Source organism: Streptomyces sp. NPDC001068 (genome assembly GCF_042897315.1).
Classification (GTDB): domain Bacteria; phylum Actinomycetota; class Actinomycetes; order Streptomycetales; family Streptomycetaceae; genus Streptomyces.
In genome coordinates this window covers 13,680-27,360 of record NZ_JBIAYD010000002.1, presented here as the reverse complement: position 1 = coordinate 27,360, position 13,681 = coordinate 13,680, and the positions used below count along the sequence as shown (strand labels likewise).

The 13,681-nt window shown below is 73.7% G+C and carries 7 protein-coding genes; 2 read left to right on the top strand and 5 right to left on the bottom strand.

Annotated elements, in window-relative coordinates:
• Nucleotides 1-36: 36 nt before the first annotated feature.
• The 5 genes from ACFY3I_RS05490 to ACFY3I_RS05470 form a co-directional block, all read right to left on the bottom strand.
• A complete protein-coding gene (locus ACFY3I_RS05490; RefSeq protein ID WP_390859455.1) occupies nucleotides 37-2,823 on the bottom strand; it encodes a lantibiotic dehydratase in 2,787 nt (928 codons plus the stop codon).
• Nucleotides 2,824-2,921: 98 nt separating this feature from the next.
• Nucleotides 2,922-4,511 carry a nitroreductase family protein gene (locus ACFY3I_RS05485; RefSeq protein WP_390859454.1) on the bottom strand — a complete coding sequence of 530 codons (1,590 nt, stop codon included), beginning with the start codon at nucleotides 4,509-4,511 and terminating at the stop codon, nucleotides 2,922-2,924.
• Between the two features lie 77 nt (nucleotides 4,512-4,588).
• The gene (locus ACFY3I_RS05480; RefSeq protein WP_390859453.1) at nucleotides 4,589-6,778 is read right to left on the bottom strand and encodes a TOMM precursor leader peptide-binding protein; all 2,190 of its coding nucleotides are present in this window, start codon (nucleotides 6,776-6,778) and stop codon (nucleotides 4,589-4,591) included.
• The gene (locus tag ACFY3I_RS05475; protein WP_390859452.1) at nucleotides 6,768-9,083 is read right to left on the bottom strand and encodes a TOMM precursor leader peptide-binding protein; all 2,316 of its coding nucleotides are present in this window, start codon (nucleotides 9,081-9,083) and stop codon (nucleotides 6,768-6,770) included. The genes ACFY3I_RS05480 and ACFY3I_RS05475 overlap by 11 nt, the downstream gene beginning before the upstream one ends.
• A gap of 33 nt (nucleotides 9,084-9,116) precedes the next feature.
• A complete protein-coding gene (locus ACFY3I_RS05470) occupies nucleotides 9,117-10,106 on the bottom strand; it encodes a BTAD domain-containing putative transcriptional regulator (protein WP_390859451.1) in 990 nt (329 codons plus the stop codon).
• 430 nt (nucleotides 10,107-10,536) lie between these two features.
• On the opposite strand from ACFY3I_RS05470, the gene ACFY3I_RS05465 reads away from it, so the two are divergent.
• Together ACFY3I_RS05465 and mdlC are read left to right on the top strand one after the other, a co-directional pair.
• Nucleotides 10,537-10,674, top strand: a complete 138-nt coding sequence (locus ACFY3I_RS05465) for a hypothetical protein (RefSeq protein ID WP_365296813.1) — start codon at nucleotides 10,537-10,539, stop codon at nucleotides 10,672-10,674.
• 1,371 nt (nucleotides 10,675-12,045) lie between these two features.
• Nucleotides 12,046-13,617, top strand: a complete 1,572-nt coding sequence (gene mdlC, locus ACFY3I_RS05460; RefSeq protein WP_390859450.1) for a benzoylformate decarboxylase — start codon at nucleotides 12,046-12,048, stop codon at nucleotides 13,615-13,617.
• Nucleotides 13,618-13,681 lie beyond the last annotated feature (64 nt).

Below are 13,681 nucleotides of genomic sequence, written 5' to 3'. Positions count from 1 at the left end.
AGGTGGAGGCGGAGGTGGGGGCGGGGTGGGGTGCGGTCATCGGGTCGGGTCCTCTTCGGGCAGGCCGGCCGGGCCGGGCAGCATCTCGACGGCGAGTTCGGCGACGTGCCGGCCGTGCGGGGAGGTGACGTACAGCTCGTCCTCGCCGGGGAGCATCTCCTCGAAGACGCACCGGGCACGCCTGCCGGCGAGGAGACCTTCGAGGGCGGTGAGCGACAGCGGGCTGTCGAAGTCGACGTACTGGGGTTTGGAGCCGCCGAACCAGGCTCCGCCGCTCTCCTCGCCGTCGGCGGCCTCCTCGTGGACGGTCGCGAAGACCCGGCTGGGCATACCGTGCCGGGTGCGCCAGCGTTGCCAGGCGAGGTACCAGTCGCTGTCGGCGGTGCCCGGCGCACGCCCGGGCAGGCTGCCGCCGGCCGCCGCCCAGGAGCGCCGCTGGAGGACCAGGGAGTGGTGCCGGACTCGGGGCCGCCGGGTGACGCCGTCCTCGGCCGGGCCGGCCGGCACCCCGCGCCAGACGTCCAGTACGGAACGGGCGGTCGGCGAGAACAGCAGCAGGGTGCGCGGGATCTCCGGCAGGACCATGGGGACGAGGTAGCCGAGGTACAGCGGGACGACCTCGCGGCCGAGGCGGCCGGAGCGCAGGATCAGCCGGTCGCTGTCGGCGTCGTGGACGGCGTACAGGTCGTCCAGGTGCAGCTGGGCCTCCTCGGGGGCCGTGCTGTTCTCACCGGGGCAGACGATCTCGTAGTCGGTGAGGGCGCCGTGCAGGTTGAGGTTGGTGGTGGCGTCACCGGCGGTGATCTCGGCGAAGACCGCGCCCGGCGGGCACAGCCGTCGCAGCTCCTCGCGCAGCGCCGCCGTCAGCCCCGGGCCGCCCGCGCCGTCGAAGCAGTGCGTGAACCGGGTGAAGGGGAAGCACAGGCCGCCGAAGGAGTCGTTGAGGACGGCACGCAGTTCGCCGTCCGTGCGTCCGGGCTGGAGGAAGTGGCTGTAGGGCTGGAAGGCGGGCGCAGCGTCGCCGAGTGCCCCGGCCACGGCCTCCACGGTGGCGTCGTCGAGAACGAACTCCTCATCTGAAGACGGGTGTTGGGCCCAGCCGGTACGCATCCGGGCGGTGAGCGCGGACCGGGCCCGGTCCAGGGCGGTGATCTCCGGCATGCCGAGCCAGTTCTCCTCCGGGGCGTGGCTGCCGTCCGCGAGGAAGTCGTCCTTGGTGGCGGTGAATTGGAGGTACTGCCGGAAGATGTCCTCGTGGAAGTCGTGGACCAGGCGCAGCAGGTCGTCGCAGCGTCCGCCGCGACCGTACCGGGCGAGGAAGAAGCCCTTGAGGGTGAGCCGTTGCGGCAGCGCCACGTCGAATGCGGGCAGGATCCGCCCGATCGACCGCAGCGGGCCGGCCAGGCCGGTCCACTCGCCGAGGTCGGCGGAGGTGGTGCCGGCGGAGACGTCCTCGTAGACCAGGGTCTGCGGCAGCGTGGGGTGTTCGGCGCCCAGCTCGGTCTGAAGCGCCGTCAGGTCGGTGCGCAGTGCGGTGAGCAGGTTCCGGCGGGTGTCCAGGTCCGCCGCCGGGTAGCGGTTGACGATGCCGCCGGGGCCGTCGAGGCGGGCGGCGAGCGCGTCGGCCCAGGGGCGGTCCAGGCCGCGCAGCGAACGCTGGAAGGCGAGCAGCGGGTCACCGCTGTGCACTCCGGTGCCGAGACCGGGCAGTTGGAGCATGCCGAGATCGCGCAGGGCGGTCAGGTAGTGCTCGGCCTCCTCCGGTCCGGCGCCGGTGGTGGCGGTCAGCCAGTGCGCCAGGTCGCCGTGGCGCAGGGTGCCCTCGTGTCCGCGCAGCAGGGCGAGCATCCCGTCGAGGGTGCCCTGTCTGCGCAGGAAGAAGAGCCGGTCCTGCGCCGCGTCGAAGCTGACCGTGGCGCTGTCGTCACCGGCGCTGACCGCCCGCTGCACGTAGCGGACGCGGTCCTCGTCCAGCTTCCAGCCGGAGGCGAGGGCCACCGGCAGGTCGGCGCGGCGCTCCGGGTCCGCGGCGACGAGTTCGGCCAGCCGGGTCAGGACGACGACGTTGAGCCTCGGGTGCCCCTTCCAGTCGCCGCCGACCGCGGTGGCGACCGGCCCCGCAAGCCGTCCATCCGCCGAGGCGGCACTCTCGAAGCCGCCCAGGGCCACGCCCGTGAGGGTGCTGAACGGGCTGGTCTTGCACGCGGTGCGGTACAGGTAGGAGAGCAGCGAGCGCTCCATCTTCCGGGCCCGCTTGCCGGGCACCGGCGCCGGGTCGGCGGCGAAGGCGTCGAGCCGCTCCTCCAGGGTGGGCGAGGCCAGCAGCAGGCCCCGGCGCAGCCGGTCGTCGCGGGCCAGGTCGCGCAGCGCGGCGCGGGTGCGGGCCAGCGCCTCCGTGAGGACGGCACCGCCCTCGTCGCGCAACCGTTCCCAGCGCACCCGGGCGTCCAGCCAGGCCGTCAGATCGGCGGCGGTGGCGGGGTCGAGGCGGGCGGCGAGGGCGCGGGCCGCGTCCAGGTCGCCGGGCAGCCGGTTGTTGAAGACCTGCCGGCGCAGGCCGAGCAGGCGGCGGCGCAGCGCGGCGTCCTCGGTGGCGCCCACCGCGTCGGCGAGCGGATCGCTCAGACGGGCGCCGAGTTCGGTGAGCCTGTCCTCCTCGGCGGCGGTCCGGGCGGCCCAGCCGGCCGCATCGGGAGCGCGCAGGGCGAGGACGGTGTCGGCCGGAAGACCCGCGACGCGCAGCATGAAGCGGCTGTGCAGGGCCGCACGCCCTGCGGCGGGGGCGGGGGTGTCGTGGGCCGGGGTGGTGGCGGTCGGGCTCACGCCCTCCTCCTTTCGGGTGGGGTGTGCCGCCGCCGCGCCCCAGGACGCGGGACGCCGGATCGTCGTCCGGCGGTCCGGTGCGGGCGGCGGCACGCGGGTCACGGGGCGACGATGTCGTAGCGGTAGTCGGCGGGGCGCGGCCGTTCGTGGCCGATCATCATGATCAGCAGCGGGATCTCGCCGCGGTCGGCGAGGCGGAGTTCCTCCTCGTAGGAGACGCTGTCGAAGCCGAGGGCGACGCCGCAGGCGGTGCCGGACGCGGAGACGGCGGTGTAGACGGCCTGGGCGGTCGCGCCGACGGCCGCGTTGACCAGGCGGTAGCCGCGGTCCCCGACGGCGTCCAGCACCGCGTGGGTACGGGCCACCGGCACCAGGACGGCGGCGGCCTGCTCCAGGTTGTAGTTGGCGAGGAAGTAGTTGTCCTGGAGGAATCCGGTGTGGTCGCCGGCCTTCATCAGCACCAGGTCCCCGGTGTCCCGGTCGTACTCGTAGAGACCGGCGGGCACGTCGCGCACGTGGTTGACGAAGACGCACAGCCTGGTCAGCGGAGCCGCGCCGGGCGTCTCGGTGTCGCTGTCGAGGGTGCCTGCGGCGACCGCGGCGCGCAGCGCGACCGAGAGCCGGTCGGCCTCCAGGGGAGCGGCGGCGCTGAACCGGCCGAAGCTGCTGCGGCGTTCGCGAAGCGCCCGGCGCACGGAGGTGTCCAGCGGCGCGGGCTCGGGCAGCGGGCAGCGTTCGCCGGCACCGGCGGCCGCGGCCAGCGCGGTGTCGAGAACCCCGGACCCGGGCCGCTCGGCGGCACCCTCCAGGGTCGCCTCGTGGATACGGCGCAGGGTCGGGAAGGCCAGCAGCCGGCGGGACTTCTCGTCGGGCACCCGGCGTACCCGCACCTCGGGCGTGCGGGGCGCGTCCCGCTCCGCGGACCGCCCCGCCCAGCGCAGCGGTACGACGGCGAACACGCCGTCCTCCTCGGGGTCCAGGCCGAGCAGCCGGCCGAGCCGTGGCTCGTCGAACCACAGGGCACTGCCCAGGTGCAGGCCGTGCGCACGGGCCCACATCCGCCAGGTCTGGAGCAGGGCGCCGACGTCCATGGTGACGGCGTGGTAGCAGAAGCTGTTGTACTTGAACGAGTTCTGCCAGAACGTCACCCCGAGCACCAGGAACTGGTCGGTGCCGGCGGCCTCCGGCAGGTCGCCCAGCGCGGCCCGGACCTCGCCGGTGACATCGCCGGACAGCAGCCTGGTGACCCGGTGGCCGGGGGTGTCGTAGTAGTAGACGCCCGGCGTGAGCGGGCCGCTCGCCCCGCTGATCCAGTGCACGCCGACGGGGTAGAGGCCGCCGCCCGAGGCGGTGCCGCGCGACCAGTTGGCGTGCGGGTGGAACGGCAGGGAACCCAGGTCGGTGTTGGCCTGGACGGCGAGGCGACGGCCGGTCAGTCCGTAGGAGTCGCGCAGCATCGCGCCGAGCAGCGGCAGGGTGAACGCGCCCGTGCCCGGCTGCCCGAACAGGCCGCGGCCGAGGGTCGCGTCGTCCGCGCAGCCGCCGTCGGGCAGCGGGAAGGACGGCGCACCCGGGAAGAACTTGCCCTTGCGGGGGCGGTCGGACCAGTCCGGGACGAAGTCGGCCGGCTCCATGGGGATCCTGCCCCGCCGCATCACCGCGGTCGCGTACTCATGGGCGTATCCCATGGTCACTCCCTCTTCTGCTCGTCTTGGTGGCGCCGGCGGCCCGGGCGGCGGGCGCCGGCGTGGGGATGGGAACGGGGTCAGGGGAAGGGATGCGGTGCCGGGTTGAGGTCGCCGTCGGTCAGGTCGTCCGGCCGCAGCCCCGCCTCGCGCAGCGCGGTGCGGGCGCGGGGCATCAGCGGGCCCCGCTGGCGGCTCCAGCCGAAGTCGATCGGGAGGAGGCCGGGCACCAGGACCTTGACCGTGCTCAGGCCGAGGGACCGCTGCTCCGGCGCGGTCTGGTCGACCACCACCACGTCGAACCCGCGCGCCGCCACGGCGGCGACGCATGCCGCCACGTCGTCGCGCAGATCACCCCTGACAGGCGGCACACCGGACTCCGAGGCGCCGGGCGTACGGGGCCGGCCGGGTCCCGAGGCGGCGGGCCCCGGTCCCCACGTGAGAGGCATACCGGACCTGGGCGCTGCGGTGACCGGCGAATCGGGCCCGTGCGCCGAGGTCACCGGCACGCCGGGCCCATACCCCGAAGTGATTGGCACGCCGCGCCCATGCCCCGAAGCGAGCGGCGCTCCCGGCCCGTGCCCCGGGGCGAGCGAGGCGAGCGGGACCCGCTCGCTGTCGTCCCGGCCGCGCAGCAGGAAGTCGGTGTACGGGCCCATCTCGGGCAGCCCGTACAGCAGGGGGTGGTCGTGCAGGACCCGCACCTGGTGGAAGTCGGCGGCCATCCGGCGCAGCCTGCGTTCCTCGCGGGCCGTGCGTCGGCGCAGGTTGACCGAGTCGGTGGCGATCTCGCACAGTCCGGAGGCGAGCGCGGCCTCCGGGTCGAGCGAGGCGCCCGCGCCGAAGCACAGCAGTCCCTGCCCGCCGTCGACGCGTTCGGCTACCGCCGTCACCACCGGCACCGGGAACGTGATCCGGGTGTCGAAGAACCGGGCACGGTAGCCGTACATCGCCAGCCGGTCGACCATGGCGCGGGTCTCCGGCTGGGTGCTGCTCGCCGGGTCGATCTCCGGCAGCCGGACCCGGCCGAACCAGGACAGCAGGAAGGCGTCGCGTTCGACGGTCTCCATCAGCCCGTGGTAGACGGCCTCGGTGAGACTGCCGCCCGAGGCGCAGCCGTTGGAGCTCTCCTGCACGAAGCGCCGTCCGATGCCGCCGGGCGCGTGGTAGTACGCCACCACCTCGGGGACGAGGACGGGCCGGGCGTCGCGCAGCGACCAGCCCCACACCCACTCCACCGGACGGTCGGGCACGAAACGCGGCACATCCGGATCGGCGGCGTGGAAGGCGTCGGAGTACAGCCCGGTGGTGCGCGGGTCGACCGCCTCGGCACCCCGCGCGCGGAGTTCGTCGAGAGAGGCGGTGACCGTGGTCCGTTTGGACCGGGCCCGCATCCCGGCGAACCGCTCCAGGCCCTCGAGGAGTCCCACGCCGACGCTCGTGCCGTACGCGTCGGTGTGACCGCCCCAGTAGCACTCCCGCAGATAGCTGCCGGAGCGGGTGGTGAACGCGCCGATCGCGGAGGAGGTGGAGGCGGAGGTCAGGTCGGGTGCGACGGACGGGCCGAGGACCCCGGTGACCGGGTTGGCGAACGCGGCCGGCGTCAATCCGTAGGCGTCCGGCGGGCGTTGACGAAAGCTGTCCGGGGCGTGCTTCGGCGCGGACTCCAGGACGATCCGAGCCCCGTCGGCGGTGTCGTCCGTGGGCGTCCCGCAGGTGGGGCACTCGCCGTCGGGCACCAGGGGGAACCGGGAGACGCGCAGGGTCTCCAGGTCCAGCAGCCACACCCACGGGTGACGGCCGGACTCGGGCACCCCGGCGCTCGCCGCGACGAAGGCGGCGAGGGCGGCGAGGGCGTCCGCCACGAAGGCGACCCGCCACGGCGGGGTCCCGGTGGCGACGGGCTCCCCGCCGAGTTCCAGCGCGTCCCGCAGGAACCCGGCGCGTACCGCCTGCCAGCGGCGCGCCAGGCACTGCGGGCAGCCCTGGCCCGCGACGGCGGAGCGCGGTCCGACCACGGCGTGGTGCCCGTACAGGCCGACGGGAACCGTGTCAGGCGCGAAGTCCGCTGCCTCCGAGGCCAGTTCGTCCCGGACGCCGAGCCGCGTCACGACGGCCCGCGGTGTGCCCGGGTGCCGTCCGGCGCGGCCCGCGAGGGCGGCGTCGACCGCCGCCGCGAGGTCGGCGCACACCGCCTCCCACGGCCCGGCGGCCGGGTCGGCGGCCGCGGGCCCGGCCTGGGCGCGCGGCGCCACGGTCTCAGTGGGCACCGTGCTCCTCACCGGTCAGCAGGACGCGGACGGCGTGGACCTGACCGGCGGCCAGGTCGGGCGCGGCCGCGGTCACGGCGAACGCGTCCCGGCCGGCCGCGGCGAGCCCGTCGAGGACGGCGGCCCAGGTGGTGGCGTCCCGGACGGCCGGCGAGGTGCCCTCGGTGACGAGGGCGGCGGCGTCCAGGTCGGCCCACAGCGGGTCGCCGGTGTCGGCGGGACCCGCGGCGCGCCGCAGCTGCTCGGCGCCGAGCAGGTCGCGCAGCGCCTCCAGCACGGCGTCCCGGTGCCGCAGGCCACTCCCGGCGGCCCAGCGCATCTCACCGGTCGCCGGGTCGGTGAGCCGGGCCAGCGCGACGGGCAGCGGACCTCCGCCCGCGGCGGTCAGGTCGAGGATCTCCGCGGCGACGCCCAGGTTCTCCGCCGAGCGCAGCAGGAAGAGGAGTTCGGGGTCGTCCGTGAGGGACTCCGGGTCCACGGTGCGCACCGGCGCGGTGCGGCGGAGGGCACCGCGCAGCGCGTCGTGGGCGAGGGCGGTGCGCAGGGCGCGGACGAGCGCGGCGCGCGGGCTGCCGGCGGCTCCGGTGCCGGCCGAGGTCCGCTCGAAGAGGCCGGAGTCGTTCCAGCCGCCCAGGGTGCGCACCGCTCCGGCGGGCACCAGGACCGTGCGCCCGTCCAGCAGCGAGGTGGCCTCGGTCCAGTGGGCGACCCGCTCGGCGGGCGCGTGGAGTCCGCTGGAGAGGGCGAGCGCGGAAGGCGCCACGCGGTCCCACTTGCCGAGGGCGGCCTCCAGCGCGGCGGCCTCCAGCACCCGGGGCGGCACGACGTGTTCGGCGTAGACCTCGGCGGCCCGGAACAGCGCGGTGAGGCGGGCGCCGGCGACGTGGTGGACGTCGGTGGCGGATATCCGGCGCACCCGGCCGGGCGCGGTGCCCAGGCGGACCGTGCTCACCTTGAGCGGGGTCTGCTCCCACTCGTCGTCGGCGTACGCGGTGAAGACGCCGGCCGTCTCCCGGACCAGGACGTCCCGTTCCTCCAGCGCGGACAGGGCGGCGCGGGCGGTGTCCTCGTCGGCGGCCCCGCCGACCGGCAGGGCGCCGGAATCGTCGTCCGTGTGCGGCGCGCGCAGCATCTCGCCCGGAAGACCCACGGCCTCGGGCGAACCGGTGTCGGGCGCCTGGCAGAACGGGCAGCGCGGGTGCGGCAGCAGCGGCTCGGACAGCACGTCCAGGGAGTCGAGGTCCTGCACGATCACCTGGTTGCGGGTCTCGGCCGGCAGCGCCTCGGTGACCAGCCGGAACACCTCGAAGGCCAGCAGATTGCCGAGCATTCCGGCGAGCGGGCCGGCCAGGACGCGCGGGGGAGTGCCGAGCGGCGCACCGGGGCCCACGGCGGCCCACAGGTCCGCGCTGTCGGCCGCGTCGGCGCCCGCGCCGAGCCGCAGGGCGGCGCAGCACCAGCAGCCGGGGGTGCCCGCCGTCATGACCGGGCCGACGACGGCCCGGTCGCCGAACGTCCAAGCGCCCAGCAGCCGTCTGCCCGCGGGCACGCCCTCGCCGAGCAGCCGGAGCATCTGCCGGTGTCCGGCGGCACCGGTGACCAGGACGGTGTCCCAGCCGTCGAGATCGTCCCAGCCGTAGGTGCCGTCGTCTGCGGTCCCCTGGCCGGCCGTCCGGTCGCCGGGCTCGGGCAGGCGCGTCAGTTCAGGAGCGCAGCCCGCCTCGGCGAGGGCGGCGACCTCGGCGTCCAGCTCGGCCGTCCCCTCCACACCGTGCAGCTCTCTGCTGAGGACGCCGGGGGCGCCTCCGTCGGTGACGGCGATCGCGCCGCAGCCGTTGCGCAGCAGCCCGAGCGCTGCCCAGCGGGCGAGCGCGTCGTCGCCCAGGACGGCGACCGGGGTGGAGCGAAAGCGCAGAAACCTTTCGGCAGCACCGTCGGCGTAGTGGTCGAGATAGTCGAGCTGGTGGGCGAAACGCTCGGCGACCTGCGGTGCGAGCACATCGACCGGGGGCCGGGGCGCCGCGTCCCGCGCGAAGCCACGCGCGTAGAGAGCGCGCACGAGTTGGACGACCATGTCGCGCTGCTTGTCCCCCAGGCCGGCGCACAGTTCCTCGACCCGCCGCTCACCGTCGAGGTGAGGGACCATCAGCGCGGCGAAGCGGTATGCGGACTGCGTGACGACGTTGAACCCGCCGTGGGCGTTGTGGAACAGCACGCCGGACGGGGTCCGGGTGAAGAGCACGTCCCTGCGGATGCGGGGCCGTGACTGCGCGATCTCCTCGTACGACGAGGGGGTGTGGGCCATGGGTTTCGAAACCTCCGGGGAGCAGCAGGGCGGTCAGCCGACGGCCGACGGACGCAGGCCCGTCGGGTCGTACGGGGCGGAGGCCGCCAGGTTGGTGCCGGCCGCCTTGACGAAGAGGCGCAACAGGTCGTGGACGAGGTAGCGGTCGGCCGGGCCCTCGTGGAGCAGTCCGGCGTCGACCAGCGAGCGCAGGACGAGAGCTCCGGAGGCGGTGCCGGCCGACCCGCCGGGATCGGGAGGCGGGGCGTGGCCGGCCGCGGGCGGGGTGCCCGCGGGGGGCAGTGCGGGGGGCCCGCCGGACGGGTCGCCGCGCAGCACCGCCAACTGGAGGCGGCGCAGCGCCGGTCCGGGTTCCACCCCCAGCTCCCCGGCCAGGTGGTCGTGGATCCTGCGGTACTCGGCGAGGGCCTCGCCGCGCCGCCCGGAGCGGTACATCGCCTCGATGAGCAGGGCGGAGAGTCCCTCGTGCCCGGGGTGCACCTGGACGGCCTCGCGGGCCTCGGCGATCAGCTCGCGGTGCCGCCCGAGGCGCAGTTCGCCGTCGAAGACCCGCTCCACGGCGAGCAGCCGCTCCTCCGCGAGGCGCGGCACCTGGTCCCGGTGCAGCTCGTCGGAGTGGACGTTGCCGAGGAGCGGCTCCTTCCACAGTCCGAGCGCGGCCCGGGCCAGCCGGAGCGCGGCCTCGGTGTCGTCCTCGGCGTACGAACGGGCGAGCAGACCGCGGAAGTGCAGCAGGTCGAGGGTGTCGGCGTCGGCGTGCAGCCGGTATCCGCCGGGGACCGCCTCGATGGCGTGCTCGGCCACGCCGTACTTGGCGAACAGCCGCCGCAGCCGCAGTACGCAGGTGTGCAGGGCGGACTTGCCGCCGGCGGGCGGGCTGCTGCCCCAGAGGACGCGCTGGAGGAAGCCGGTGGAGACGACGGAGCCGGGGTGGAGCAGGAGGGCGGCCAGCAGCGAGGCCGGCCGGGACGGCGTCAGTACGACCGTCTCTCGGCCGTCCGTGATGGCGAGCAGTCCGAGCACCAGGAACCGCGGCCGGCCGGGGGCCGGTTCGGTGGTGAGCTGCTCGGAAAACGCGCCGTCGCTTGGTTGAACGCTTGTTTTTTCCACAGCCTCTCACATCATTGGGGTGATTGATGCACCAACTGGGTCGCAAAGGGACGCACTTGTCCGTACCCGGGTCGCAGGTCGCGAACAAATGCGTTGCCGGGACGGGAACTTAGAAGCGATTTCGCCGTGAGTCCAGAGGGGGAAGCGAAACGTCAGATGACTTATGCGAAAGGAAGTGGGTGTGGGGAGCAACGAGGTTGGCCGGTCGGAGCCGGGGGCATACTGTGTGCCTGGGTAGCCGCCGTGCTCCCTCGAAACCAGACTCAGCGGAGGAACACCCATGCCGTGGTGGGGCCTGATACCGGTCGTATCGATGATCACCGGGCCTGTCGCTCTTTACATCATGACCCGGCGCAAGCGGGACACACGCGGCACGGACGAGCGTTACGAGGCACTGTCGCGCAAATACACCGAACTCCTGGAGGAATCCACCTCCGGAGAACTGCCCAACGGGCGGGGGCGTTACCCCGACGACCACTGAGCCGCGGGGTCACCGTCGCACCGGCTGCGGGCCGGCGCGACCGGAGCCCGCACAGGTCTAGACCGGTGAGCATGTCCGTCCCCGCGTTCCCGCAGGCGGCGGGGCCGTCATGGCATCCGTCATGGCCCGGGAGGGCGGGGGCGGCCCAGGCGAGTACGCGTGAGGCGCAGTGCGTGCCGACGGGCCACGTCCGATCGTGGGCCGCCGGAAGGTGTCTCTTCGTGTCTCCTCGCAGGTACGGAGACCTGCGAGGAAACCTGTGCGGAAACGGGCGCGACGGGTCTCGGGCGGACCGAGGATGTACCGGGGCGTGCCCGTTCGGGGACGCGGGGACCGTGCGGGGCCGCGCCGCCCCCGCAGCGCCGTGAAGAGCGCACTCGCCTCCCTTTCCTCCCACCCCGTACCGCGATGGGCATGGCCCTGCGCGGAGTTGCGTGAGGGGCTGTCCGAGATGCTGCTTTCCTCGTGAGGCGCCGCATGTTCCTCGGGCGTCCGCGACGTCCGCGACGTGCACCCGAGCGGCAAGCGGTTCCTCGGTGCTCGAGGTGGACCGCCCCTGGCGGAATCGCGCGCGCCATTTCCGTGACGAATGCCGACCGGCGTGCGGATTCCATCACCTCGGACGGTACTTCCGTCAGGGCTTTCCGGCGTCGGCGAGACATGAGCATTGTTCAAATTCCGGAAACGGAACGCGGGCGTCGACGGTGGATGTGGAAGAACTCTCCGACTCGGCCAGAGGGCTGAAAATCCGCGAAGGGAGAAACGGACGCCTACCTTCCGTCTTTCCCTTCGCGCATCGACCGTTCGCTCGCCGAAAAGGCGTTCCGAGTCACCTGGCCGTCCCGGACGTCCGAAGCGGACGTCGCCGCGATGACTGGCTCCGAGCCGCCCCCACGGGAAGCCCGAGGCCACTCGCCGCCCTCTCCCGGAGCCGGGAGGGGAGCCCCCGATGTCATGAGGTGACGGCCCTGGCGGTACGGCGATCGGCTCGTCGTCCCGACCGTGCGGAAAGGACGCCGGGCCCTCCGGCGTCGAGCGTCAGGCGCTCCGGCATTGGTAGAGACCGCTGGCACCGTGAGCGTGGTCGGCCGGGAATCGGTACGCCACCAGCGGTCACCAGGCCCTTTCCCGTGCCGAGGTCCGTGGGTCGACGGCCGTCGGACAGGTCGGACTCCTTCCTTCCCGGCATACGAAGGCCGAGGCTGTGGATCGCCCGCGTGGAACAGCCCGTGTGCGGCCACCTGGCGTGGGAGCGGCTTGATGTGCCAGTGACAGTGGCCCGCAGGGACTGAATGTCTTGATTTGCTCGACTTTGCGACTACTCATAAGGTCAGGGAAACTGACCTGCTTCACGCATCCGAGGGGCCTGTTGTGGCTACTGTCAGTGACGCCTTCTACGGCATCCTCCGTCACCACGGAGTGAAGGCGGTGTTCGGCAACCCGGGGTCGAACGAACTCTCCTTCCTCACCGGCCTCCCGGACGACATCCCCTACTACCTGGTGCTGCAAGAGGGCGCCGCGATCGCCATCGCCGACGGTTTCGCCCAGGCGTCGGACACGATCGGGTTCCTGAACCTGCACGCGGCCTCCGGCACGGGCAACGCGATGGGCTGTATGACCAATACGGCGGACTGCCACACCCCCATGGTGATCATGGCGGGCCAGCAGGCACGTCGCTACGTGCCGGTCGGCGCGATGCTCACCAACGTCGACCCGGTCAAACTCGCGGATCCGCTGGTGAAGTGGTCGGGAGAGCCACTGCGCCCGCAGGACGGTCCGGCCCTGGTCTCCAAGGGCCTGATGCTTGCCGACTCCGCGCCGAGGGGCGTGGTCTACCTCTCCGTCCCCCTGGACGACTGGACCGAGCCCGCCGAGGAGAGCGCGCTGAAGCAGTTGCTCGATCGCGGCGTGGACGGCGCCCCGGTGGTCCCGCAGAAGGCGCTCGACACCCTGGTCCAGGCCCTCGACGGAGCGTCGGCGCCGGTCCTCGTGCTGGGACCGGGCGCGGACACCGAGGAGGGGTTCCGGGCCGCCGTCGCGCTGGCCGAGCGCGCCCGCCTCCCCGTCTGGATCGCGCCCAGCCCGCCGCGTTCGCCGTTTCCGACCCGGCACCGCTGCTACCAGGGCCAGTTGCCGTCCGCGGCGGGCGCGATCGCGGACGTCCTGGCACCGTACGACGTGGTGGTCTGCGTCGGGGCGCCCGTGTTCCGGTACCACGCTCCCAGCACGGACGACTTCCTGCGTCCGGGCGTGCGCGTGTACGCGGTCACCGACGACCCGGACGAGGCGGCACGGGCCCCCTTCGGGCGTATTTCGGTCGGAGACCCGTCCGACGCCCTGGTGCGGATCGCCGAGGCCGCGTCCCCGAGCCAACGCCCCTGGCCGGCGGAGCGCACGATCGCCGAGGCGGACACCGGCGGACCGCACTTCACGACTGAGGCCATCCTCGACGCGGTCGAGGCCGGCAAGAACGACGACACCGTCATCGCCCTGGAGTGGACCTCGTCCGACCTGGTACGAGACCGGCTGACCATCACCCGGGCGAAGTCGCTGTTCTACTGCGCCGCAGGCGGCCTCGGCTGGGGACTGCCGGCCGCCATCGGACTGCGGCTCGGCAACCCCGAACGTCCCGTCGTCGCGCTGATCGGGGACGGGGCGATGCAGTACACCCCGGCGGCGCTGTGGACCGCGGCACGCCACCGGGTGGCCGTCACGTTCGTCGTCTGCACCAACACCAAGTACCGCGCCCTCCAGGAGTTCTCGGAGATCCTGCACGTCCCCGAGGGCGACTATCTCGACATCTCCGGCCTCAACGTGCTGGACATCGCCCGTGGTTACGGCGTGGAGACGCACCGGGCCGAGTCACTGGAGGACCTCACCGAGTACATCCGGAAGGGGATGTCGGCGACCGGTCCCCGACTGGTGGAGATCCTTCAGCGGTGACGGACGGGTTCTGTTCCCGAGGCACCGGGAGAGGCCGCCGGAGCCGACTGGCGACGGCGGCGGA

Coding starts and splice junctions, on each gene's coding strand:
- ACFY3I_RS05475 (WP_390859452.1), bottom strand. CDS start 9,083: ATGGCCCACACCCCCTCGTCGTACGAGGAGATCGCGCAGTCACGGCCC.
- ACFY3I_RS05485 (WP_390859454.1), bottom strand. CDS start 4,511: ATGGGATACGCCCATGAGTACGCGACCGCGGTGATGCGGCGGGGCAGG.
- ACFY3I_RS05465 (WP_365296813.1), top strand. CDS start 10,537: ATGACCCGGCGCAAGCGGGACACACGCGGCACGGACGAGCGTTACGAG.